The sequence below is a fragment of the Streptomyces tauricus genome (assembly GCF_014650955.1).
GTDB classification, from domain to species: Bacteria; Actinomycetota; Actinomycetes; order Streptomycetales; family Streptomycetaceae; genus Streptomyces; species Streptomyces tauricus.
Genome location: NZ_BMVY01000014.1, coordinates 148,274 through 172,615 on the forward strand (window position 1 = coordinate 148,274; position 24,342 = coordinate 172,615).

The following is a 24,342-nucleotide window of genomic DNA, read 5'->3' on the forward strand; positions in this document are numbered from 1 at the left end:
GTCAGAGGGACTTCCCGAGCCGCGCGGACGACGTCTGCGACGGGGAGGTCTCGGGCGTACGGCGCCTGCGGACGGCCCAGAAGACGCCCGTGCCCGCGACGATCGTGACGCTCACGCCGATCACGCCCGCGAGGCCGCCGGAGATCCGGCTGTCGGTGAGGCCCTCGACGCCGTAGTCGGCGAGCGGCGAGTCGGCGGCGGCGTGGTCCTCGACCTTGGAGTCGATGCCCTTGTCGGAGGCGACCTTCTCCAGGCCGTCGGGGTTCGCCGAGGCGTAGAAGCTGACGAAGCCGGCGAGGACGAGGGAGGTGGCGAGCCCCGCCAGCCACACCTTGCGGTGGGACCGGGCCGCGACCGGGGCGGGGGCGGGTCCGGCGGCGGGGGTGTCGACCAGTTCGCCGTTGACCCGCAGCTTCAGGGGCGTGGTCAGGCCGCGGGCCCCGTACACGAGGTCCGGGCGTACGGCGATGACGGAGCCGACCGTCAGGGCGGTGATCGCGGCCTCGCCGATGCCGATGAGGACGTGCACGCCGACCATGGCGGTGAAGACCTGCCCGATCGGGACGTCCGTGGTGCCGCCGACCGCGTAGATCAGCGTGAAGGCGACGGCGGCGGCCGGGACGGAGATCACAGCGGCGACGAACGCCGAGACGGTAATGGACCGACGCTTCCTGGGCAGGAGTTTTACGAGGCCGCGGAAGACGGCGTAGGCCACGACCGTGGTGACCACCGCCATGACCGTGATGTTCACGCCCAGCGCGGTGAGGCCGCCGTCCGCGAAGAGGATGCCCTGCATGAGGAGCACGACCGACACGCACAGGACCCCGGTGAAGGGGCCCACGAGTATCGCGGCCAGCGCGCCTCCGAGCAGATGTCCGCTGGTCCCGGCCGCGACCGGGAAGTTCAGCATCTGCACGGCGAAGATGAACGCGGCGACCAGACCCGCGAGCGGTGCCGTGCGCTCGTCCAGTTCACGGCGGGCGCCGCGCAGGCTCACCGCGACCGCCGTGGCGGCCACGACGCCGGCGGCGACGGAGACGGGCGCGTTGATGAATCCGTCGGGCACGTGCATGGAGGGCTCCGCTTCCGGGGGCAGGCCGACTGGCGATAACCGTTCGATGATAGTGGCTTAATGCGAACAGTTTGCAAGAGCGAGGTGACCCTGAATGCGACGACGACTCATCTGGGGGTGCATATCGGAAAATATGCGACATTAGATAAGGATCAGTTCAAAGAGGGAGCGATCGATGTCCGCCGTTGAGCAGTACGCGCGCGCCCACATCGTGACGGACGAGGCGCAGGATCCGCCCGCCGTGCCGGTGGCCCTTCGATACGACCCGGAGACCGACCCCCGACGGGTGCACATCATGCTGCCCGGCCATCACGAGTGGGTGTTCGCCCGCGACCTGCTCGAACGGGGGCTACGGGCGCCGGCCGCCGCCGGTGACGTACGCATCTGGCCCTGCGGCCGGGTCCAGGCCGTCATGGAGTTCCACTCGGCGAACGGAGTGGCGGTCGTGCAGTTCGAGGCGAAGACGCTGATCCGCTTCCTGCGCCGGACGTACACGGCCACCCCCGTGACCAGCTGAGCCGCTGTACGCCCGTCAGCTGCCCGCCTTCAGCAGCGCCGCCACGATCGGACCCGCCGTCTCGCCGCCGTGGCCGCCCTGCTGGACCACGCCCGCGGCGGCCAGATCGCCCTTCCAGGCCGTGAACCAGCCGTTGGGCTTCTTCTGGTTGTCGACCTCCGCGGAACCGGTCTTGGCCCCGAAGTCGGGACCGAGCCCCGCCATGGCCTCGGCCGCCGTACCGGCCGCGGCCGTGTACTGGAGGAGTTCCTTGAGCTGGGCCTGTGTGTCGGCCGACAGCGAGCGGGATCCCTTCGCGAGGGTCCGGTCGTCGACGGTCGGAGGCACCAGGTAGGGCTGGTGGAACGTGCCCGTCTTGGCCGTGGCGACGACCGACGCCATGTTCAGCGGGTTCATCCGCACCCCGCCCTGCCCGATCAGCGAGGCCGCCATCTGGGCCTGCGACTGCACCGGCACCGAGCCGTCGAAGGTCGGCACGCCGATCGCCCAGTTGTCCATGCCGAGGCCGAACACCTGCTGGGCCTGCTTGGTCAGGTCGTCGTCGCTCAGCTTCTTGGCCTGGCTGATGAAGGCCGTGTTGCAGGAGCGCGCGAAGCTCGCCTTGAACGTGCCGCCCTTGATCTCGAACTTGTCGTCGTTCTGGAACTTCCAGCCGCCGTACGTCGAGTACTTGGGGCAGGGGTGCTCCTTGTTCACCGAGGCGAGCCCCTTCTCGATGAGCAACGAGGCCGTGACGATCTTCATCGTCGAGCCGGGGGCCAGCGAGCCCTGGAACGCGGTGTTGAAGCCGTGCCCCGAGTTCGCGACGGCCAGGATCTCGCCCGTGGACGGCTTGATCATGACGGCCGACGCCTTGGACTTCGCGGCCGCCTGCTTCTCGGCGGTCGCCTGGAGGGCCGGGCTGAGCGTCGTACGGACCGTGCCCGGGGTGCCCTCGCTCAGCTCGAGGAGCGTCTTGTCGGGGTTCTTGTCGGAGGAGCCGGTCTTCTTCGTGCTCTCCGTGCCCTTGCTGTCCTCGGCGTCCTCGGAGCCGGCGCGGACCACCCGCAGCTCGACACCCGCCTTGCCGCCGGCCTTCTTGCCGTACTTCTCCCGCAGACCGTCCAGGACCGTCCCCAGGGAGGGGTACTCGGCCGTGGTCAGCTCGCCGCCGTCCCGGTCCAGGGCCTTGACCGGGGGTGTCCCGGCCTCGCCGGTGACCAGCTTGTCGCCGTCCTCCAGCTCCGGGTGCACGACCGCCGCATGCCAGTCGACCAGCGGTTTCCCGTCCTTGGCGCGACGCACGACGGTCAGCTCGGACTCGTACGCGAGAGGCTTGGTCAGGGTCTTGTACGCGACCGTGCCCTTGACGGAGAACGGCACGGTGTCACCGGAGCGCTTCTTGGCGGTGAGCGTCACGTCCTCGACGTACGCCTCCTTGCCGTAGCCCGTGAGCAGGGCGCGCGCCGCCGTGGTGTCGTTCGTCGCCGCGGCGGCCTTGTCGACGTCACCGCTCTGCCAGGCCGTGAGGAAGGCGGTGGCCGCGGACTTCACCTCGGCCGCCGACAGCGGGCCGCTCTTCACGGCCTTCGCGCCGGAGGCCGAACCCGCGTCGGCCACCGCTCCGCCGCCGTACAGCGCGTAGACGCCGAACCCCGCACCGCCCACGACAACGGCGATCATCCCGCCGATGACGGCGGGCTTCGTCCTGCCGCGCTCAGTCGCGCGCCTTCTGTTCCCCACGGCTTCCGTTCCTTCGCTGCTTCCCCGACGTCCTCAACGGCTCTCTACGAGTCTTCGCCGGCTCCACGAGTCCCCGCACGGTTCCCGCATCCCCACCGGCTCTACTAGAACGAGAGCCACCACCCTAGAGTCCCGGCCTGTGCGGGTGAGTTCAGCCACCTGTCCGTAGCACAGCTGCGACAATCGGACCCGCCGCGTCCCCTCCGTGGCCGCCCTCCTCCGTCATGGCGGCGGCGGCGATGTCGCCGCGGAAACCGGTGAACCAGCTGTCGGACGTCTTCTGGCCGTCGACCTCCGCGGAGCCGGTCTTGGCGCCGATGTCACCGCCGAGCCCGGACATGGCCTGGGCGCCGGTGCCGCTGGTCGCGGTGAGGCGCATCATCTGCTTCAGCTGGGCGGCGGTGCCGGACGGCAGCCCGCGGGCGGTGGCCAGCGTACGGTCGTCGAGCTTCGGCGACACGAGGTAGGGCTGGCGGAACGTGCCCGTGATAGCGGTGGCCGTGACCGACGCCATGTTCAGCGGGTTCATCTGGATCTCGCCCTGGCCGATGGCGTTGGCGGCGCGGTTCGGGCCGCCGGAGGCGGGGACGCTCCCGTCGAAGGAGACGATGCCCGTCTTCCAGTCCTTGCCCAGACCGAACCGCTCCTGCGCCTCGGTGGTCAGCGACTCGTCCGTGAGCGGCCGCTCGTCGGAGCCGTCGATGAGCTTCACGAAGGCCGTGTTGCACGAGCGCATGAAGCTGTTGGCGAGCGTGGCCTTCTCGTCGGGCGCCATGCCCGTGAGGTTTTTGAATGTCTGGCTCTGCCAGGTGGCGGTCGCCGGACAGGGCGCCGGGCTGTTCATCGCGGTCACGCCGTTGTCGATCAGCATCGCCGCGGTGACGATCTTCATGGTGGAGCCGGGGGCGACCTTGCCCTGGAACGCCGCGTTGAAGGCGTCCCCGCGGTGGTTCGCGACCGCCAGCACCTCTCCGGTGCTCGGCTTCACGGCGACGACCGACGACTCCGCGTACCGCGTGACGGCCTTCTCCGCGGCGGCCTGCGCGCCCGCGCTGATCGTCGTACGGAGCTTGCCCGCCTTGCCCTTGGCGAGCGTCACCAGCGGGCTGTCACCGGCCTCCTCGCTCGCGTGCCGGATCGCGAGCTCGACCCCGGGGGAGCCGCCCGCCTTGTCGCCGTACCGGTCGCGCAGGGTGTCGAGCACGGGCCCGAGGGAGGGGTACTTCTCCTTCGTCAGGACGGTGCCGTCACGGTCCACCGCTTCGATGGGCGGGCTCGCCGCCTCGCCCGTGAGCAGGGTGTCACCGGTCTTGAGATCCGGGTGCAGGACGGAGGGCCGCCAGTCGACGAGCGCCCGCCCGGTGGTCTTCCCGCGTACGACGCCCAGCTCGCTCTTGTACGTGAGCGGTTTGCTCCTGCCCTCGTACGAGACGGTGGCCGACACCTCGAACGGCACGGACGCGCCCGTTGCCGTACCGGGCGTGATCTTCACCTTCCCGATGTGTGCCTGGCCGCCGTAGGCGATGAGCAGTTCCTTGGCGGCGAGGGCGTTGTCGGTCAGGTCCGCGGCGGTGGCGGCGTCACCCTGCTCCCAGGCCGTGAAGAACTTCTCGGAGGTCTCCGCGACCTCGTCGTCCGAGGGCGGCCCGGTCTTCTCGGCACCGGCCGCCGCCGATCCGCCGTCCCCGCTGACGGCGCTCACGATGTTGTACGCGCCGTACCCCGCGCCCCCCACCATCACGGCGAACACCCCGCCGACGATGCCGACCTTGACCCCGTTCCGCATCTCGCGTCCCCTCCCCGATCCTCCCCGCGCACCGTTCTGAACGCGTTCAGAATGGTGTCCCTGCGTCGCACTGTATGCGGGGAGAGTGACGGATGGGGGCGGTGTTCCCCGATCGTTAGACGCGTCGAACGCGCGAACCTCGGCTGCAGGACCGCGCCGGACGGCACGGGCCCGGCTGTCAGGCGGTGCACGCCTCGGCGATCGACAGGCTGTTCTCGTAGAGGTGGTGCCGGGTGATCCGGCCGTCCTCGACGGTCAGCCGCAGCGCGAACGGCCCCTCGAAGGACTTCCCCGTCGCCCGCACGGTCCCCGACAGCTGCCCCATCAGCACGGCGTCCGTGCCGTCGACGAGGAGAACGTCGACGGAGGCCCGCGCGTCCTCGGGCACGGTGTACTTCATGATGTCCTCGAACTGCTCGCCGCACTCGACGGCCGTGGACCGCGGCCGGATCCACGGCACGACCGGATTCGCGGCGAGCTGCCAGTCGACCCGATCGGCGAACAGCGCGACCAGCCGCCCGGTGTCCCCGGCGAGCCGAGCGGCAAGATACTCCTGCACACAGGCCCGGGTGGCGTCGGCGACGGACGAGTCACTGACACCCGAACTCGCGTCGCCGGCAGTAGACGTGACGGACATGACGATCTCCTCGCTGCTGCGACCGGATCCCGGGGCCCCGAGCGGGGCCCCGTCGATGTGTCCGATCCTGCCGGGGGCGGGAGGAGGGGTCGATTACTCCGGGGGTAATGGGCCGGCTACACCCACGTGTCCAGCCACATCCGGGCCCGCCACGAGTCGATCGGGATGGCCTCGCCCGTGTAGATCGGCCAGAAGTAGATGAAGTTCCAGGCGATCAGGAGGATCAGGACGCCCGCGGATGCCGCGCCGATGACTCGGCGGCGTTCCGTCGCGCCCGGGGGGCCCAGCATCGCGCCGGTCATCATCGCCACCGCCAGGCACAGGAAGGGGAGGAAGACCACCGCGTAGAAGAAGAAGATCGTGCGTTCCTGGTAGAGGAACCACGGGAGGTAGCCCGCCGCGATGCCGCAGACGATCGCGCCCGCCCGCCAGTCGCGGCGGAAGAGCCAGCGCCACAGGACGTAGAGGATCGCGAAGGCCGCGGCCCACCACAGGAGCGGGGTGCCGAGGGCCAGGACCTCGCGGGCGCACTTCTCGCCCGCGTCCGTCGGGCAGCCGTCCTTGCCGGGCAGCGGCGACTCGTAGAAGTACGAGACCGGGCGGCCCGTGACGATCCAGCTCCACGGGTTCGACTGGTACGTGTGCGGCGAGTGCAGGCCGACATGGAAGTCGTACACCTGGGTCTCGTAGTGCCACAGGCTGCGCCACCAGTCGGGGAACAGCCAGCCCCAGTCGCTGGTGCGGCCGTCGGCCGTGGCCCAGTTCCGGTAGTAGCCGCCCTTGCCGTCGGTGGCCGAGAAGAACCAGCCCGTCCAGGAGGCGAGGTACGTGATGACCGCTACCGGGACCGTCGAGAGGAACGCCCAGCCCACGTCGTGTTTGAGGACTGCCCGGTAGGGGCGGCGGGCGCCCGCCACGCGGCGTGAGCCGACGTCCCACAGGACCGTCATCAGGCCGAACGCGACCAGTACGTACAGGCCGTTCCACTTGGTGCCGATGGCGAGGCCGAGCATCAGGCCCGCGAGCAGGCGCCAGGGGCGGCGGCCGAGAAGGGTGTTCCGGGCTGCCTCCGCGTTCGGGCGTACGACTCCGTCGGCGTCCCGCGGAAGCGCCGCGGCCAGCCGTTCTCGGGTCTTGTCGCGGTCGACGACCAGGCAGCCGAACGCCGCGAGGACGAAGAACATCAGCACCTGGTCGAGCAGCGCGGTGCGGCTCATCACGAAGTGCAGGCCGTCCACCGCCATCAGCGCGCCGGCCAGGCAGCCGAGGAACGTCGAGCGGAACAGGCGCCGGCCGATCCGGCACAGCATCAGCACGGACAGCGTGCCGAGCAGGGCCGTCATGAACCGCCAGCCGAACGGCGTGAACCCGAACATCCACTCGCCGAGCCCGATGACGTACTTGCCGACCGGGGGGTGGACCACGTAGGCGGCGTCCGTCGGGATGCGGACGTCCCCGCCGTTCTGCAGGATCAGCTCGTTGGCGTCCTTGGCCCAGTTGACCTCGAATCCGCGGTGGATGAGCGCCCAGGCGTCCTTGGCGTAGTACGTCTCGTCGAATATCACCGCCTTCGGGCTGCCCAGGTTCCAGAACCGCATCAGGCCCGCCAGCAGCGTGATGAGCAGCGGGCCGCCCCATGCCGACCAGCGGACGATGCGTTCGGCGGCCTCCTGGCGGAGCCCGATCGCCGCCCACAGACGTGGGCCGGGCTCGGTGTACGCGGGCACGAGGCGGTCGCGGACGTCGTCTCTGGATCCGGCCGCGTAGCCGAACCTGCGCAGCCGCTGCTGCCACGGCGGCCGCTGCTCTTCGACGCCCTGTCCCTGCCGGGTGTCCGTGGAGGACGCGGTACTTGTCACCGCGCCATCGTAGGGAACAGGTCTGTGTGAGTCCCGCGGGCCGCCCCTGCGAGGATGGAACCGTGACAGGAACCGATGGAACCGCGGCAGGAATCCTCGTACTCGCAGGCACGCCCATCGGGGACATCGCGGACGCACCGCCCCGGCTGGCGGCGGAGCTGGCGGGCGCCGACGTCATCGCCGCCGAGGACACCCGGCGGCTGCGCCGGCTGACCCAGGGCCTCGACGTACAGCCGACCGGACGGGTCGTCTCGTACTTCGAGGGCAACGAGTCCGCCCGTACGCCCGAACTGGTCGAGGCGCTGGTGGGCGGCGCGCGCGTGCTGCTCGTGACGGACGCCGGGATGCCGTCCGTGTCCGACCCCGGCTACCGGCTCGTCGCCGCCGCCGTGGAGAAGGACATCAAGGTCACGGCCGTACCGGGGCCGTCCGCCGTACTCACCGCGCTCGCGCTGTCCGGGCTGCCCGTGGACCGGTTCTGCTTCGAGGGCTTCCTGCCCCGCAAGGCCGGCGAACGGCTGTCGCGGCTGCGGGAGGTCGGGGACGAGCGCCGCACGCTCGTCTTCTTCGAGGCCCCGCACCGGCTCGACGACACGCTCGCCGCGATGGCCGAGGTGTTCGGGGCCGAGCGGCGGGCCGCCGTCTGCCGCGAACTGACCAAGACGTACGAGGAGGTCAAGCGCGGGCCCCTCGGGGAGCTGGCCGTCTGGGCCGCCGAGGGCGTACGCGGCGAGATCACCGTCGTCGTCGAGGGCGCCCCGGAGAAGACCGAGGTGCTGGACGCCGGCGAACTGGTGCGCAGGGTGCGGGTGCGCGAGGAGGCGGGGGAGCGGCGCAAGGAGGCGATCGCCGCCGTCGCCGCGGACGCGGGCGTACCCAAGCGGGAGGTCTTCGACGCGGTCGTCGCGGCGAAGAACGCCGAACGCGCGGCGCCCTGATCGAGCTTCTGTGCCCTTCCGGAGCGGCGCACTGATCCGAGCGCTGGGCCCGCCGGGAGCGGCGTCCTGATCGACCTCCGGCGCCCCCGGGGGCGGCGTCCCAATTGACCGCCCAGGCCCCCCGGGAGCGACGCCCCGCGCCCCCGGAGCGACCTTCTGAGCGACCCCCGCGACGAGCGCGCGAATGAGGGCGTGACCTGCTGAGAGAGGGCGGGGCCGGCCCAGTTGAGGGAGCGCGCGGGTCCTCAGGGGAGCGCACGATTTCACAGGGGAGCGCACCGGCCCATGCGCGGGCAAAGGACCGCCGTCCAAGGCAAAGCCCGGACCGGGTATCGGGGGCCCTCCGACAAGGAACGGCCAAGACGGCTCCAACACTCGACAGGTCCGGTGCGTTCACGTCGGCGGAGGCGTCCACTGGAGGAAGGACAGACCCGTCCTCGTCCAGCGGCAAGAGGAGCCGGCATGAGCGAGATCGCAGGACAGCCCGGTCGGATCACCGGCGGACCCGCACACCGCGCCGACGCCGTCACGGCCACCGACACGGTCCACGAGTCGTACTCCTTCGCCTGCATGCGCTGCGGGCACGGCTGGGAGCAGTCGTACGAGATCGAGCACCACTTCGACGCCGAGGGAGCCGAGTTCGTGACGTACGTGGCGGACGGCCTGGTCGTGCCGTCGCCGCTGAGCCGGCCGAGCTGCGTGAACTGCGACGGGCACATCCTGCGCATCATGCGGGCCGGCCAGGTGTCCTCGGCGCAGAACTCGATGCGCCGCGCGTTGTCCGTACCGCCGATGAAGCGCGCCCCGGCCGCCGCGAAGGCCCCCGCCACCACGGCCTCCGCCACGGCTGCCGCGATGCCGGCGGACGCGGCGCAGTCGCCGGGCGCGGCCCAGCTGCCGGAGGCGGGCGCGATGCCCAAGGCCGCGCACCACTGGCACCTCTCCGATCTGCTGCACCCGTTCCACCACCGCAAGGCGGGGTGACTCCAGGGCGCCCGGCGGCACGGCATCCCGGGAGCGCGGCAACCCCGCGGCACGGGCGCCGGGTTCCCGCCTCGCGGACCGCTTCCCCGCGAGGCGGGACCCGGCGTTCCGTCGCCGGGAGGGCCCCTTCGTAGGATCGGGGTATGCCTTCCAACGCCGAAGCCCCGCCCCTGCCGGACCCGCTGCGGGTACCGGTGGCCGACTCGCACACCCATCTCGACATGCAGTCCGGCACGGTCGAGGAAGGGCTCGCCAAGGCCGCGTCCGTCGGCGTGACGACGGTCGTGCAGGTGGGCTGCGACCTGAAGGGCTCGCGCTGGGCGGCCGAGACGGCAGCCGCGTACGACGCCGTCCACGCGACCGTCGCCCTCCACCCGAACGAGGCGCCGCGGATCGTGCATGGCGATCCCGACGGATGGTCCCGGCAGGGTGCCAGGGTGGCCGGTGGCGCGGGCGCGCTGGACGAGGCGCTCGCCGAGATCGACCGGCTCGCCGCCCTGCCCCAGGTCAAGGGCGTCGGCGAGACCGGCCTCGACTACTTCCGCACCGGACCCGAGGGCATGGCCGCGCAGGAGCGGTCCTTCCGGGCGCACATCGAGATCGCCAAGCGGCACGGCAAGGCACTCGTCATCCACGACCGGGACGCCCACACCGACGTGTTGCGGATCCTGAAGGAGGAGGGCGCGCCCGAGCGGACCGTCTTCCACTGCTACTCCGGGGACGCGGAGATGGCGGCGGTCTGCGCCCGCGCCGGCTACTACATGTCGTTCGCCGGGAACATGACCTTCAAGAACGCGCAGCCGCTGCGCGACGCCCTCGCCGTGGCGCCGCTCGAACTCGTCCTCGTCGAGACCGACGCGCCCTTCCTGACTCCCGTCCCGTACCGCGGACGGCCCAACGCCCCCTATCTCATTCCGGTCACGGTCCGCGCCATGGCCGCCGTACGGGGGCTCGACGAGGACGTGCTGGCGACGGCGCTCTCGGCGAACACTGCCCGGGCGTTCGATTACTGACCCATAACGGACATCGCGCTCCCAGGGCCCGGCCCAGGGCGCTTCGCCACCCGCTGTAGTCGCGCTGCTTTGGAGAGTGACGAACGCTCCGCTAGGTTCTGTCCGCCCACCCGCCTCCCCTCAACCCGAAGGAGCCCCGCGGGCGTACCTCTCTCCACCGGTCTTCTGGAGCGTGTCGTCGTGAGCAGTCCGCAGTACGAGACGTATGGCCCGAGTCCGAGTCCGAGCCCGAGTCCGAGCCCAAGTCCGAGCCTGAGTTCGAACCCGTACCTGAATTCGGCGCACGGGCACGCCGAGTACGGCAGCCACGAGCCGTACGGCCACGGATATCCGGACACGTATCGGCCCGCGTACGAGCAGGGGCACGAGCATGAGCACGTGCCCGCGTACGAGCACGGGAGCAGGCACGGGCCTGTGTACGCGTACGAGCTCGATCACGGGCCCGCGTACGGACACGAGTACGGGCACGGTTACGGTCACGTGCGCCCCGGTGAGGCCTGGTTCCCGGACGCGCCGACGCTTCCGCGGCAGGCGGTGCCTCTCGCGCCGACCACCGAACTGCCCGTGGATCCGTCCCCCGAACCGGCCACGGAACCGGCCACGGAATTGTTCGGCGAACCGTTCGGCGGGTCGAGCCGGTCCGGTGGGCGTGCCGAGGCCCGGCGGGCCGCGCGGCGTCGCAGGAGCGCGGAGCGGCCCGACGTACGGAAACTGCTCCCGCAGGCGCTGGTCGTGGCCTTCCTCGCGGGCGGCACCTCGGCCTTCGTCGCCGACGACAAGGCGATCGAACTGACCGTCGACGGCAAGCCCCGCACCCTGCACACCTTCGCGGACGACGTGGGTGAGCTGCTCGCCGACGAAGGGGTCCGGGTGGGCGCCCATGACGTGGTGGCCCCCGCCCCCGGCACCGCGCTGACCAGCGGTGAGGAGATCGCCGTACGGTACGGGCGGCCTCTGCGGCTCACCCTGGACGGGCGGTCGAGCCACGAGTGGACCACCGCGCACACCGTGGACGAGGCGCTGCGGGAACTCGGGGTGCGCGCGGAGGGCGCGTACCTGTCGGTGCCGCGCGCCCGGCGGATCGGGCGGGCGGGGCTCGCGCTCGACGTCCGTACCGAGCGGACCGTGACGGTCATGGCGGACGGACAGGCGCGGACGGTCCGTACGAACGCGGCGACGGTCCGCGAGACCGTGGACGAGGCCGGGATCACGCTGCACGGCCAGGACACCCTCTCCGTCCCGGCCGACAGTTTCCCGCGTGACGGGCAGACGGTGACGGTCATGCGGATCACCGGCACGAAGGAGATCCGTGAGGAGTCGCTGCCCTTCGAGGTACGGCGGACCGAGGATCCCGGGCTGTTCCGGGGCACCGAGGTGGTGGAGCAGGCGGGGCGGCCCGGGCTGCGGCGCGTCACGTACTCCCTGCGGACCGTCAACGGTGTCGAGCAGAAGCCGCGGCGGCTGCGGTCCGAGGTGGTGCGCGAGCCGCGTGCGCAGGTGGTGAAGGTGGGGACGAAGCCGCTTCCCACGTCCGTGGAGGGCGCCGACCGCCTGAACTGGGAGGGGCTCGCCCACTGTGAGTCCGGGGGGCGGCCGGGGGCGGTCGACGCGTCCGGGACGTACGGGGGGCTGTATCAGTTCGATACGCGGACCTGGCAGGCGTTGGGTGGGGTGGGGAGGCCGCAGGACGCTTCCGCGGCGGAGCAGACGTTTCGGGCGAAGAAGTTGTATGTGCGGCGGGGGGCGAGTCCGTGGCCCCACTGTGGAGGGCGCTTGTAGGGGGCATCGCTACGGGGGCTCCGCCCCCGAACCCCCGTCGTCCGCGGGCCCGGTGGGGGCGTTCGCGCAGTTCCCCGCGCCCCTGAAAGGCGGGGCTGCGCCCTGGGTGGGCGGGGTTTTGTCCGCGGCGCGGTGAGCGCTGAGCGCGCAGTTCCCCGCGCCCCTTGAAAGCGGGGTGCGCCCTGGGTGGGCGGGGTTTTGCCCGTGCGCCCTGTGAGGGCTGGGCGCGCAGTTCCCCGCGCCCCTTGAAAGCGGGCTGTGCCGCGGGTGGGCGGGGTTTTGTCCGCGCGTGCGGTGAGGGCTGGGCGCGCCGGTCCCCGCGTCCCTGGCGAGGGGGGGTGTGGCCCGGCTCTGCAGTGCGGGCGTAACACCCGTGGGCGGGGGGTGGGGGTGGGCACCCTTACCCTTGGGGCGTGACCAGCCCCGCCTCCGACGCCCTTCTGGGTCCCGCCGACGTCCGCGAACTCGCGGCAGCGCTCGGCGTACGGCCCACCAAGCAGCGCGGTCAGAACTTCGTCATCGACGCCAACACCGTGCGGCGCATCGTCCGGACCGCCGGCGTCCGTCCCGAGGACGTGGTCGTCGAGGTCGGACCGGGCCTCGGGTCCCTGACCCTGGGACTCCTGGAGGCGGCCGAGAGCGTCGTCGCCGTCGAGATCGACGACACCCTCGCGGGCGCGCTGCCCGCCACGATCGCCGCCCGCATGCCGGAACGCGCCGAGCGCTTCTCGCTCGTCCACGAGGACGCCATGCAGGTCACCGAACTGCCGGGCCCCGCCCCGACGGCTCTGGTCGCGAACCTCCCGTACAACGTCGCCGTGCCCGTGCTGCTGCACATGCTCGACACCTTCCCCACCATCGAGCGCACGCTCGTGATGGTGCAGGCGGAGGTCGCCGACCGGCTCGCCGCGCCGCCCGGCTCGAAGGTCTACGGCGTGCCCTCCGTGAAGGCGAACTGGCACGCCGAGGTCAAGCGGGCCGGCTCCATCGGCCGCAACGTCTTCTGGCCCGCCCCGAACGTCGACAGCGGGCTCGTCTCGCTCGTCCGCCGCGCGGAGCCGGTGAAGACGACCGCCTCCCAGCGCGAGGTCTTCGCCGTCGTGGACGCCGCCTTCGCCCAGCGGCGCAAGACGCTGCGGGCCGCGCTGGCCGGCTGGGCCGGTTCGGCGCCCGCCGCCGAGGCCGCGCTGGTCGCCGCGGGGGTCTCGCCGCAGGCGCGGGGCGAGTCCCTGACGGTGGAGGAGTTCGCACGGATCGCGGAGAACAAGCAGTGAGCGTGACGGGTGCTGTGACGGGTGACGTGCGGGGTGGCGTGACCGTACGGGTTCCCGCCAAGGTCAATGTTCAGTTGGCCGTGGGGGGCGCGCGGGCCGACGGGTTCCATGACCTCGCCAATGTGTTTCTCGCCGTCGGGCTCTACGACGAGGTGACGGTGACCCCCGCCGACGCCCTCCGGGTGACCTGCGAGGGGCCCGACGCGGACCAGGTGCCGCTCGACCGTACGAATCTGGCGGCGCGGGCCGTGGAGAAGCTGGCCGCGCGGTACGGGCGCCGGGCCGACGTGCACATCCACATCGCGAAGGACATCCCGGTCGCCGGAGGCATGGCGGGCGGTTCCGCCGACGGCGCGGGCGCGCTCGTCGCCTGCGACGCCCTCTGGGGTACGGGGGCCTCGCGGGACGAGCTTCTTGAGATCTGCGCCGAGCTCGGCAGCGATGTGCCGTTCAGCCTCGTCGGCGGGGCCGCGCTCGGGACCGGGCGGGGGGAGAAACTGCGGGTTCTGGAGGTCGGGGGGACCTTCCACTGGGTGTTCGCCGTGGCCGACGGGGGGCTATCGACGCCGGCGGTGTACGGGGAGTTCGACCGGCTCCATGCGGGGGTGGCGGTGCCTGAGCCGGTTGCCTCCGGGGCGCTTCTCGAGGCGTTGGCCTCGGGGGACGCCCTGGCGTTGGCCGGGGCCGTGTCCAATGATCTGCAGGGTGCCGCGTTGTCCTTGCGGCCGTCCTTGGAATCGACGTTGACCGCCGGGGTCGAGGGCGGGGCGTTGGCCGCGATCGTTTCCGGGTCCGGGCCCACCACCGCGTTTCTTGTCTCGGACGGGGAGTCGGCGGGGAAGGTGGCGGAGGCGCTGCTGGCGTCCGGGGTCTGTCGCGCTGCGCGCGTGGCTGTGGGGCCCGTGCCGGGAGCCGTCGTGCTGTGACCTGCACGGTCGTGTCGGCTGTGGGTCGGTGGGGGCCGGTTGCGCCGTTCCCCGCGCCCCTGAAGGCAAAGACTGCGCCGTTCCCCGCGCCCCTGGGGCTGCGCCCCTAAAAGACTGCGCCGTTCCCCGCGCCCCTAAAGGCGAAAGACTGCGCCGTTCCCCGCGCCCCTATCGGGCGCCCTCCATGGGGCGTTCCCCACCGTGTGCCGCCGTCCCTTTTGGGAGGGCGGAAGGATCATCCTTCCGGGCGACTACCCTGGAAGGTCGATCGATCCCCCTTGTCAGGAGTGCGATGGCCGTCAATCTGGTCAATGTCGAGCAGGTCAGCAAGGTGTACGGAACCCGTGCGCTGCTCGACGGAGTCTCCCTCGGCGTGTCCGAAGGGGACCGGATCGGGGTGGTCGGCCGAAACGGTGACGGCAAGACCACGCTCATCCGGATGCTCGCGAAGCTGGAAGAGGCCGACTCCGGGCGTGTGACGCACTCGGGCGGCCTGCATGTCGGCGTGCTCACCCAGCACGACTCCCTGGACCCCGCGGCCACCGTCCGGCACGAGGTCATCCGGGACATGGCCGACCACGAGTGGGCGGGCAACGCCAAGATCAGGGACGTACTCACGGGCCTGTTCGGCGGGCTCGACCTGCCCGGCTTCCCGCAGGGCCTCGACACCGTGATCGGACCGCTCTCCGGCGGTGAGCGGCGGCGCATCGCGCTGGCCAAGCTGCTCATCGAGGAGCAGGACCTCATCATCCTCGACGAGCCCACCAACCACCTCGACGTGGAAGGCATCGCCTGGCTGGCGCAGCATCTGCGCGAGCGCCGGTCCGCCCTCGTCTGCGTCACCCACGACCGGTGGTTCCTCGACCAGGTCTGCACCCGCATGTGGGACGTGCAGAAGGGTGCCGTCTACGACTACGAGGGCGGCTACACCGACTACGTCTTCGCGCGCGCCGAGCGGGAGCGCATCGCCGCCACCGAGGAGGTCAAGCGGCAGAACCTGGTCCGCAAGGAGCTGGCCTGGCTGCGCCGCGGCGCCCCCGCCCGTACGTCCAAGCCGCGCTTCCGCGTCGAGGCCGCCAACGAGCTGATCGCGGACGTGCCGCCGCCCCGCGACAGCAGCGAGCTGATGAAGTTCGCCTCGTCCCGGCTCGGCAAGACGGTCTTCGAGCTGAAGGACGTCACCGTGCAGGCCGGGCCCAAGGTGCTCCTCAAGCATCTGACCTGGCAGCTCGGTCCTGGCGACCGGATCGGTCTGGTCGGGGTGAACGGCGCCGGGAAGACCTCTCTCCTGCGCGCCATGGCCGAGGCCGCCCGTTCCGACGGTGAGACGCAGCCCGCCGCGGGCCGGGTCGTCACCGGCCGGACCGTCAAGCTCGCCTACCTCTCCCAGGAGGTCGGCGAACTCGACCCGAACCTGCGCGTGCTGCAGGCCGTCCAGGCGGTCCGCGACCGGGTCGACCTCGGCAAGGGCCGGGAGATGACCGCGGGCCAGCTCTGCGAGACCTTCGGGTTCAACAAGGAGAAGCAGTGGACGCCCGTCGGTGACCTGTCCGGTGGTGAGCGCCGGCGGCTGCAGATCCTGCGGCTGCTGATGGACGAGCCGAACGTCCTCTTCCTCGACGAGCCGACGAACGACCTCGACATCGAGACCCTCACCCAGCTGGAGGACCTCCTCGACGGCTGGCCGGGCTCCCTGATCGTGATCTCCCACGACCGGTTCTTCATCGAGCGCACCACCGACCGGGTGTTCGCGCTCCTCGGCGACGCGACCCTGCGGATGCTGCCGCGCGGTATCGACGAGTACCTGGAGCGACGCCACAAGATGGAGGAGGCCGCCGCGGCCTCGGCCCCGGTGGCGGAAAAGGGTGGTTCCCCCGCCGCCGCGTCGGCCAAGGAGGACCGCGCCGCGAAGAAGGAACTCCAGAAGATCGAGCGGCAGCTGGACAAGATCTCCGAGAAGGAGAGCAAGCTCCACACTCAAATCGCCGATAACGCCACGGACTTCGGGAAGGTGGCTAAACTGGACAGCGAGCTGCGCGAACTGGCCACCGAGCGCGAGGAGTTGGAAATGCGCTGGCTGGAGCTCGCCGACGACGCGTGAAGAGCGCGTGAACAAGCGTAACGAGGGCATCACGGGCCGGTTCTCCCTTGGAAACAGGGAAGAACCGGCCCGGTGTTCGAGCGCTCCAGGGTGATAGAAAGAGCCGTCTGGGAACACTCTCAGGCTCTATGACAACCACTGTGAGTGCATCGCCCGCTGCGGTGCGTACTGCAGGGCATGGCTAAAAATCAGTGAAGAGGGGGAACGCGCTGATGACTCAGCCGCCTGAAAAGCCGTCGCAGCAGGGCGGGTTCGGAGCGCCGCAGGATCCGCCGCCGCAGGGCGGCTTCGGGCCTCCGCAAGGCCCGCAGGACCCGCGGGATGCGCAAGGAGCCACGCCTCCGCCGCCCGCTCAGCCGCCGGCCGGCCCGCCGCCCCCGCACGGAGCACCCCAGGGCGCCCCGCAGACACCGCCGCCCCCGCCTCCGCAGGGCGCGCCGGGCTCCCCGCCGCCGCCCGCGCCCGGTTACGGCTATCCGCAGCAGCAGCAGCAGCCCGGCCCGTACGGACAGCCGCAGCAGCCGGGGCCGTACGGCTATCCGCAGCAGCCGGGCCCGTACGCGCAGCCCGGTCCCTACGGTCAGCAGCAGCCGGGGCCCTACGGTCAGCAGGCGGGCCCCTACGGCCAGCAGCAGCCCGGTTACGGCTACCCGACGCAGCCGCAGTTCCCGGGCGGGCCCGGTACTCCGCCCGGCGGTGGCTCACGCGGTCCCTTCAAGGGGAAGCCCGCCGTGATCATCGGGGCCGCGCTGGCGGCGGTGCTCGTCGTCGGCGGCACGGTCGTCGCCCTCACCGGCGGTGACGACGGCGGCAGCGAGAAGAAGCCCGTCGCCGACAAGAGCCAGGACGCCAAGCCCTCCGGGTCCGACGCGCCCATCAACCCCGGCGACGGCGACGGCGACGGCAACGCCGGTTCCGAGGACCTCAACGCGGGCCGCCAGGCGGGCGAGTCGAAGGTGCTCTGGTACAAGGAGGCGCCCGACGCGCCCGGTTCCGGCGCCGACGCCCCCGGTATGTGGATCACGGACAAGGTCGCCGTGAAGGCCGCGTACAAGCAGCTCCTCGCCTACAACGTCGACGACGGCAAGGTCAGCTGGCCCGCGATCACGTTCGAGCAGCCGATCTGTGCCGCGTCCGCCCAGAAGACGTCCGACGACAAGGTCTTCGTGGCGTACAAGGAAGGCACCAAGGACACCGCCGAGTGCAACCAGCTCGTGGAGATCGACCTCGCCACCGGCAAGAAGGGCTGGACGAAGGAGATCCCGAAGGGTGAGCTGTTCGACAGCTCCCTCTCCCTGAGCCTGAACATCTCCGGGGACACCCTGATGGTCGGCCGCTCCCAGTCCGGCCTCGGCTACGACACGGACAGCGGCGACAAGCTCTTCGACAAGAAGAGGTACAGCAACGCCTGCTTCCCGTCGGCGTTCGCGGGCGGCGCCAAGCTGCTCTCCGTCTCCTCCTGCGGCGCGGGCGGCGACGACGAGCACGACGAGGTGCAGGAGCTCGACCCGGCGACCGGCAAGGCCAAGTGGACCAAGAAGATCCCCAAGGGCTGGCGCGTGGAGCGCGCCTACTCCGTCGACCCCGTCGTCCTCTACCTCACCAACGCGGACAAGAAGCAGTGGAACGTCACCACGCTGAAGAACGACGGCACGGCCCGTTCGCAGCTCGACGTCGACGAGTCGTTCGCGCCGCAGTGCGGCTGGGCGATCCTCTCGCGTGACCTCCAGAGCTGCGTGGGCGTGGCGGCCGACGCCAACACCCTCTATCTGCCCACCGAGGCGAAGAGCGGGGCCAACGAGGTCGTCGCGGTCAGCCTGGAGACCGGCAAGGAGAAGTGGCGCGTCAAGTCCCCCGCGGACGAGACGATGCTGCCTCTGAGGATGGACGGCACGAACCTCGTCGCGTACGTGGAGCCCTCGTACGACGCGGGCGGCCGGATCGTCTCGGTCCCGACCGGCGGCGGTTCGCACACCCCGAAGACGCTGCTGCAGAACCCGCAGGGCGCGGCGGATGTGGAGAACGGTTTCTTCTCGAAGGCCGTCGACTACGTGGACGGGCGCTTCTACCTCTCCACCACCCGGCTGACGGGCAACGACGAGTCGAAGGAGAAGCTGATGCTGGCCTACGGCAAGTGACCGTGCCCGCCTCCGCCTCCGACCTCTGCGCGTGTCGCGTGCACGTCCGCGTCCGTCCCACCTGCGTCTCTCGCGCCTCCCGCTTCCCTTCCGTCCCCTTCGTATCGAGGTACTCACGTCATGAGCCAGCCGCCGCCCCCGCCGCCGAACCAGCCGCCGCAGGGAGGCGGTTTCGGCGCCCCGCAGGACCCGCCCCCGGGTGGGTTCGGTCCGCCCACGCCGCCCGCCGGACCCCCGCAGCAGCCGCAGCCCGGCTACGGCTACCCGCAGGCGCCGCCGCCTCAGTCGCCCCCTCAGACGCCGCCCCCGGCCGGCCCGCCCGGAGCGCCGCAGGGACCGCCGCAGCAGCCGTACGGCTACCCGCAGGGGCCCCCGCAGCCGCCGACCCAGCCGGGCTACGGCTACCCGGGCCAGCAGCCGCCGCAGGGGTACGGCTACCCGGGGCAGCAGCCCCCGTACGGCTATCCGCAGCCGAACACCATGCCGATGCAGCCGCAGGCCCCGCAGGGCGGCAAGAAGTTCGGTGCCCAGGCGGCGATCATCGTCGCGGCCGTGGTGGCGATCGCGCTGATCGTCGGCGGCGGTGTCTACTACGCGAACTCGTCCAAGGACGACGACAGGGACACCTCCGCGGGCCCCGGCGGCACCGAGGGCAAGGACGGCGACAGCGGCGACGACGGCGCGGGCGGTGGCGGCGGCTCGGAGAAGGTGCCGTCCAGCACCAGCGCGAAGGTCCTCTTCCAGCTGCCCGCGCCCGAGGTCCCCAAGAAGGACGTCTGGAGCGTGGAGGGTTCCTGGCTGACGGACAAGGTGTACGCCAAGGCCGGCGTGCGCGAGGTCGTCGGCCACGACCCGGACACCGGCAAGGAGATCTGGTCCCTGCCGCTGACGGGCCTTACCTGCGCCGGTTCGCCCGAGGTGACCAAGGACGGTGTCGCCGTGGTGGTCGCGGAGGACGCCAAGCGCACCAAGGCCGACCCGTACCCGTCGTGCACCGAGGTCACGGCCTTCAACGTGAACACGGGCAAGGCCCTGTGGACGAAGTCCGTGGCTCCGGGGGGCGGTGAGAAGGCCAAGTTCAAGGAGGCCAGCATCTCCGGCACCACGGTCGCCGTGGGCTCCGGCCTCGACGGCGGCGCCGCCTTCGACATCGCCGACGGCAAGGTCCTGTGGCAGCCGAAGGTCGGCACGTGCGAGGACGTCGGCTACGCGGGCGGCGAGCAGCTGGTCGCGGTCCGCAAGTGCGGCGCCTACGGCAAGGAGGCGTACGAGGTCCAGCGGCTCGACCCGAAGACGGGCACCGTCAAGTGGAGCTTCAAGCTCCCCACGGGCATCAACAACGCCAAGATCATCTCCACCAAGCCGGTCGTCTTCGGCGTGGACTCCGGTGACGGACTCGACTCCATCACCGCGTCCGGCGCGACGGACGTCTTCTCGCTGGACGACAGCGGCAAGCTGCGCGCGAAGATCACGCTGGAGGACGGCAAGTACGAGCACGACTGCGCTGTGAACAAGGTCCACGACTGCAAGGCGATCTCGGTCGGCAACGACAAGCTGTACGTGCCCACCAAGCAGCACGAGGGCACCGAGAAGTACAGCAGGGTCAACGAGATCGTGTCCTTCTCGCTGGCCACCGGCAAGTCCACGAGCGACCGGGCCGACGCCGGTGACGGCTACGAGATCTGGCCGGTCCGGATGGACGGCACCGACATCATCGCGTACAAGAACGGCCCCTACGACAAGGGTTCCCAGGTCGTCTCCATCGACGGCAAGACCTTCAAGGAGACCAAGCTCCTGGAGACCCCGGCCACCGACCAGGTCCGCAGCGCGATCAGCGGAATGGTGCCCAAGTCGTCGGAGATGCTGTACACCGGCGGCCGGCTCTTCATGGCCGAGGACCTGGTCAGCGCCCCGTACTCCAAGGACGAGAAGGACTACGTGGCGATCGGGCTCGGCGCGAAGTAGGACGCGCGACGCCCCCGCGGTCCACGGTCCGCGGTCACCGGCCGCGGTCCACGGAACGCCCCTGTCACCCGCCCACCGGGTGGCAGGGGCGTTCCGGGTTTCTCGCGCCGCCCCCGGCGCAGATCCGTCTGGTCCGCCTCATCCGCTCCGCCTGATCCGCTCCGGCTGATCCGATTCGGGTGATTCACGGGGAAAAAAGGCAGCCGTGAAATGGTCCAAAGGCGATACAGGGCGGTACGGGGCGGTCACGCAGTGATCCGGGTCAGACGTGTTCGCTGCGGAGTGTGGCAAGTTGCTCCTCCGCTCTCGACGGCGACCCATGATCAAAGGAAACTCCGGGTGTATACCCGTGTGTCGGCGCGGGGAGGTTGTCTCCCTGTGCGGCGTTCCACAAAAGAGATGAATATTGACAATCCGGGGCACTTCTCCTCACTGGGGGGAGCGCAACGTCGAACAAGCGTGTAGCTTCCGGGGGATGGAGAGCCGGGGGGCTCCTATCCATGGGGTACCAGTAGGGATCCTGGGGGGACTGGGGGGTTGGGCTCGATGGGAGTGCGGCTCATGGTGGTCGACGACCACCGACTGCTCGCCGAGGCGCTCGCCTCGGCCTTGAAACTGCGCGGGCACCGCGTGCTGGCCGCGGCCGCGCCTGCCGCGGGAGCGGCGGAGCTGGTCATCACGAGGGCGCCGGAGGTGTGCCTGATCGGCACGGCCACGCCTGCCGAACCGGGCATCTTCGACCCGGTGGTGAAGATCAAACGGGAGCGCCCGCAGGTCGCGGTGCTGGTCCTCGGGCCGGTGCCCAACCCGCGGGGCATCGCCGCCGCGTTCGCCGCCGGCGCCTCCGGTTACGTACGGCACGACGAGCGGATAGAGGGTGTCGAGCGCGCCATCATGAAGGCACGCGCCGGGGAGGCCGCGGTGGCGCCGCAGCTCCTCCAGGGTGCCTTCAGCGAGCTCCTCAACCCGGCCGCGCAGCCCGACGACGAGGGGCAGCGGCTGCTCCAGATGCTGACGCCCCGCGAGGTGGAGGTGCTGGTGCGGGTGGCCGACGGCGAGGACACGCGGCTCATCGCGGCCGGTATGGGCATAGCGCCGAGCACCGCCCGCACGCATGTGCAGCGGGTACTGATGAAGCTGGGCGTGGGCTCCCGACTGGAGGCGGCGGCCCTGGCGGCCCGCACGGGCCTTTTGGACCGGGCGGGCCCGGTCTCCCAGCACTCGGAGACGGGCCAGGCCCAGGACCTCTGAGCACCCGGGCTGCGGTTGGGGCCGGGGTTGGGGCTGGGGTCGGGGTTGCGGTTGAGGCCGGCGCGCAACCGCGCCCCCGAGGGGGCGCGGGGAACTGTGCGCTCAGCCTCACCGGCCTGCGTAAGACGAACGGCGGAGGGCCGGACGGCGGAGGGCCCCCGCCGAACGTCACACCGCCGTGGGCCCGTCCGCGGAGGATTCGTCCGGCACCGGGGGTGCCGTAGGCCGCAGCCACAGCCACCCCAGGAAGAACAGCCCGAGGGCCAGCATGCCCAGCCCGGTCCAGAGGTTGATGTTGACGCCCTCGGCCTTGTCGATGTCGGCGTCGGACGCGGTGATCCCGGCGATCGTCACGATGATCCCGTAGACCACGAAGAGGCCGCCGATGATGCGGCGGATGTCGAAGAGCCGGGCCGCGGTGGCCGACTTGCCCTGCAGATCGGTGACTTCGCGGTGGACGTCACGCTCGGAGTGCTCGCTCATGTGCTGCCGATCCTCCAGTGGTCAGTGTCAGTGTCAGTGTCAGTGGTCGGTGATCGGTTGTCGGTTGTCAGTGGTCCGTGGTCCGTGGTCAGAACGAGAACGGGATGTAGCAGGCGGCGGCCAGGATGATGGCGCCCCAGCCAAGCAGCGCCGGGCTGCGGTACCAGGCTTCGTCGCCCGACCCGGCCGGCTCCTCCATGCCGGGCGAGCTGGTCCCGTACACCAGCCCGCGCAGCTCCGCCTCCGGCTTCGGCGCGGTGAAGAGGGAGACGGCGAACATCACGACCGCGCCGGCCACGAAACCGGCGATCGCGGAGACGAAGTTGGCGCCCTGGTCGGAGGGGATGCCGATGATGTCCTGCTTGTAGAGGACGAAGTAGTTGACCATCGCGGCCGTCGTGCCGGCGAGCAGGCCCCAGAAGCCGGATTTCATGGACGCGCGCTTCCAGAACATGCCGACGATGAAGACGACGAACATCGGCACGTTGAAGAAGGAGAACAGCGTCTGGAGGTAACTCATGATGTTCGAGAAGGACGAGGCGAGGAACGCCGTGCCGATCGACGCCAGCACGCCGATCGCCGTGATGAGACGGCCGAAGCGCACGTAGTACGCGTCCTCCTCGTCCCGCTTCACGTACTTGCCCCAGATGTCGTTGGTGAAGACGGTGTTGAAGGACGAGATGTTGGCCGCCATGCCCGCCATGAACGCCGCGAGGAGGCCCGTCACCGCGATGCCTAGGACGCCGTTGGGGAGCAGGTCCTCCATCAGGTACGGGATCGCGTCGTTGTACTGGAGGTCCGAGCCGGGCGTCCCGATCTTCGGTACGAGCACGGCCGCGACAAGCCCGGGGATCATGACCAGGAACACGATGAAGATCTTCGGGAACGCGGCGATGAGCGGGGTGCGCTGGGCCGCGGAGAGGTTCTTCGCGGACAGGGCACGCTGCACCTCGGCGAAGTTGGTCGTCCAGTAGCCGAAGGAGAGCACGAAGCCGAGGCCGAGCACGATGGTCAGCCAGTTCGCGCCGAGCGGGTTGTCGCTGCCGATGCCGGTGCCGCCCCACGCGGTGGTGAAGTCGCTGCCGTGGCTCGCCGTGAGGGAGTCGGTCAGACCGTCCCAGCCGCCGACCTTCTTCAGGCCGAGCACCGTGAGCGGGATGAGCGCGGCGAGGATGACGAAGAACTGCAGGACCTCGTTGTAGATCGCCGACGACAGACCGCCGAGGGTGATGTACGCGAGCACGAAGGCGCCCGCGACGACGATCGACACCCACTCCGGCCAGCCGAGCAGCGCCTCGACGACGATGGCGAGCGCGTAGAGGTTCACACCCGCGATGAGGACGGCGGCGAAGGCGAACAGTACGGAGCTGAGCAGGTGCGCGCCCTTGTCGAAGCGCAGCAGCAGGAACTCGGGGACGGATCTGACCTTCGATCCGTAGTAGAAGGGCATCATCACCAGGCCCAGGAAGACCATGGCGGGGATGGCGCCGATCCAGTACCAGTGCACGGTGTAGACGCCGTACTGCGCGCTGTTGGCGGCCATGCCCAGGATCTCGGTGGCGCCGAGGTTGGCGGCGACGAAGGCCAGTCCGGTCACCCAGGCGGGCAGTGAACGCCCGGAGAGGAAGAAGTCGAGGCTGGTCCTCACCGAGCGCCGGGCGGCGAAGCCGATGCCGAGCACGACGACGAAGTAGATCGCCAGGATCGTGTAGTCGAGCCAGTTGGTGGGGAGCCGCAGCTCCGCGGCGAGGTCTGCGGCCAGGTGTGCGGCCGGGTCTGTGGTCAGGTTTGTGGGGGTCTGCATCCTGCTCTCACTTCACCTTGGTGTTCTTTGTTCGGTTGTGGTGGTGACGTACGTGGGGGTTTGTGGTTTGATGTGTTTGATTCTGTTTATTGG

At 70.7% G+C, this 24,342-nt stretch carries 17 protein-coding genes and 1 pseudogene; 11 read left to right on the top strand and 7 right to left on the bottom strand.

Annotated elements, in window-relative coordinates; genetic code table 11:
* Window position 1 precedes the first annotated feature (1 nt).
* Window positions 2-1,214 (bottom strand): annotated as a pseudogene (locus tag IE278_RS22430) (energy-coupling factor ABC transporter permease).
* Between the two features lie 33 nt (window positions 1,215-1,247).
* Here IE278_RS22430 and IE278_RS22435 point away from each other — a divergent pair.
* Window positions 1,248-1,589, top strand: a complete 342-nt coding sequence (locus IE278_RS22435; RefSeq protein ID WP_189774999.1) for an SsgA family sporulation/cell division regulator — start codon at window positions 1,248-1,250, stop codon at window positions 1,587-1,589.
* A 15-nt stretch (window positions 1,590-1,604) separates the two neighbouring features.
* On the opposite strand, the gene IE278_RS22440 is transcribed toward IE278_RS22435, so the two are convergent.
* The 4 genes from IE278_RS22440 to IE278_RS22455 all read right to left on the bottom strand — a co-directional run bounded on the left by IE278_RS22440 (window position 1,605) and on the right by IE278_RS22455 (window position 7,593).
* On the bottom strand, window positions 1,605-3,311 hold the full coding sequence (locus IE278_RS22440; RefSeq protein WP_189775002.1) for a penicillin-binding transpeptidase domain-containing protein: 1,707 nt from the start codon (window positions 3,309-3,311) through the stop codon (window positions 1,605-1,607).
* Window positions 3,312-3,462: 151 nt separating this feature from the next.
* Complete coding sequence (locus IE278_RS22445) at window positions 3,463-5,097, bottom strand: penicillin-binding transpeptidase domain-containing protein (protein WP_189775004.1); 1,635 nt, start codon at window positions 5,095-5,097, stop codon at window positions 3,463-3,465.
* Between the two features lie 178 nt (window positions 5,098-5,275).
* Window positions 5,276-5,734 (bottom strand): nuclear transport factor 2 family protein, encoded by a 459-nt coding sequence (locus IE278_RS22450; RefSeq protein WP_189775006.1) that lies wholly within the window; start codon window positions 5,732-5,734, stop codon window positions 5,276-5,278.
* 116 nt (window positions 5,735-5,850) lie between these two features.
* Window positions 5,851-7,593 (bottom strand): dolichyl-phosphate-mannose--protein mannosyltransferase, encoded by a 1,743-nt coding sequence (locus IE278_RS22455; RefSeq protein WP_189775014.1) that lies wholly within the window; start codon window positions 7,591-7,593, stop codon window positions 5,851-5,853.
* A 62-nt stretch (window positions 7,594-7,655) separates the two neighbouring features.
* Between IE278_RS22455 and rsmI the strand changes: the two genes are divergently transcribed.
* The 10 genes from rsmI to IE278_RS22505 all read left to right on the top strand — a co-directional run bounded on the left by rsmI (window position 7,656) and on the right by IE278_RS22505 (window position 21,962).
* Window positions 7,656-8,531, top strand: a complete 876-nt coding sequence (gene rsmI / locus IE278_RS22460) for a 16S rRNA (cytidine(1402)-2'-O)-methyltransferase (protein ID WP_189775016.1) — start codon at window positions 7,656-7,658, stop codon at window positions 8,529-8,531.
* 462 nt (window positions 8,532-8,993) lie between these two features.
* Window positions 8,994-9,515 carry a hypothetical protein gene (locus IE278_RS22465; RefSeq protein WP_189775017.1) on the top strand — a complete coding sequence of 174 codons (522 nt, stop codon included), beginning with the start codon at window positions 8,994-8,996 and terminating at the stop codon, window positions 9,513-9,515.
* A 143-nt stretch (window positions 9,516-9,658) separates the two neighbouring features.
* Window positions 9,659-10,528 carry a TatD family hydrolase gene (locus tag IE278_RS22470; protein WP_189775019.1) on the top strand — a complete coding sequence of 290 codons (870 nt, stop codon included), beginning with the start codon at window positions 9,659-9,661 and terminating at the stop codon, window positions 10,526-10,528.
* Window positions 10,529-10,708: 180 nt separating this feature from the next.
* A complete protein-coding gene (locus IE278_RS22475) occupies window positions 10,709-12,307 on the top strand; it encodes a resuscitation-promoting factor (protein ID WP_189775021.1) in 1,599 nt (532 codons plus the stop codon).
* Window positions 12,308-12,720: 413 nt separating this feature from the next.
* Entirely contained in the window at window positions 12,721-13,581 is an 861-nt protein-coding gene (rsmA, locus tag IE278_RS22480; protein WP_189775023.1) for a 16S rRNA (adenine(1518)-N(6)/adenine(1519)-N(6))-dimethyltransferase RsmA, read from the top strand.
* A 26-nt stretch (window positions 13,582-13,607) separates the two neighbouring features.
* Window positions 13,608-14,507, top strand: coding sequence for a 4-(cytidine 5'-diphospho)-2-C-methyl-D-erythritol kinase (locus IE278_RS22485; RefSeq protein ID WP_189775069.1), 900 nt, complete (start codon window positions 13,608-13,610; stop codon window positions 14,505-14,507).
* A gap of 292 nt (window positions 14,508-14,799) precedes the next feature.
* Complete coding sequence (locus IE278_RS22490; protein ID WP_189775025.1) at window positions 14,800-16,608, top strand: ABC-F family ATP-binding cassette domain-containing protein; 1,809 nt, start codon at window positions 14,800-14,802, stop codon at window positions 16,606-16,608.
* 212 nt (window positions 16,609-16,820) lie between these two features.
* Window positions 16,821-18,746 carry an outer membrane protein assembly factor BamB family protein gene (locus IE278_RS22495; RefSeq protein ID WP_189775027.1) on the top strand — a complete coding sequence of 642 codons (1,926 nt, stop codon included), beginning with the start codon at window positions 16,821-16,823 and terminating at the stop codon, window positions 18,744-18,746.
* Between the two features lie 120 nt (window positions 18,747-18,866).
* Window positions 18,867-20,711 carry an outer membrane protein assembly factor BamB family protein gene (locus tag IE278_RS22500; RefSeq protein WP_189775029.1) on the top strand — a complete coding sequence of 615 codons (1,845 nt, stop codon included), beginning with the start codon at window positions 18,867-18,869 and terminating at the stop codon, window positions 20,709-20,711.
* Between the two features lie 546 nt (window positions 20,712-21,257).
* Window positions 21,258-21,962 (top strand): helix-turn-helix transcriptional regulator, encoded by a 705-nt coding sequence (locus IE278_RS22505; RefSeq protein WP_189775031.1) that lies wholly within the window; start codon window positions 21,258-21,260, stop codon window positions 21,960-21,962.
* A 168-nt stretch (window positions 21,963-22,130) separates the two neighbouring features.
* Here IE278_RS22505 and IE278_RS22510 read toward each other — a convergent pair whose 3' ends face one another.
* Both IE278_RS22510 and IE278_RS22515 read right to left on the bottom strand, forming a co-directional pair.
* On the bottom strand, window positions 22,131-22,445 hold the full coding sequence (locus IE278_RS22510) for a hypothetical protein (RefSeq protein ID WP_189775033.1): 315 nt from the start codon (window positions 22,443-22,445) through the stop codon (window positions 22,131-22,133).
* A gap of 88 nt (window positions 22,446-22,533) precedes the next feature.
* Window positions 22,534-24,249 carry a sodium:solute symporter family protein gene (locus IE278_RS22515; RefSeq protein WP_189775035.1) on the bottom strand — a complete coding sequence of 572 codons (1,716 nt, stop codon included), beginning with the start codon at window positions 24,247-24,249 and terminating at the stop codon, window positions 22,534-22,536.
* Window positions 24,250-24,342 lie beyond the last annotated feature (93 nt).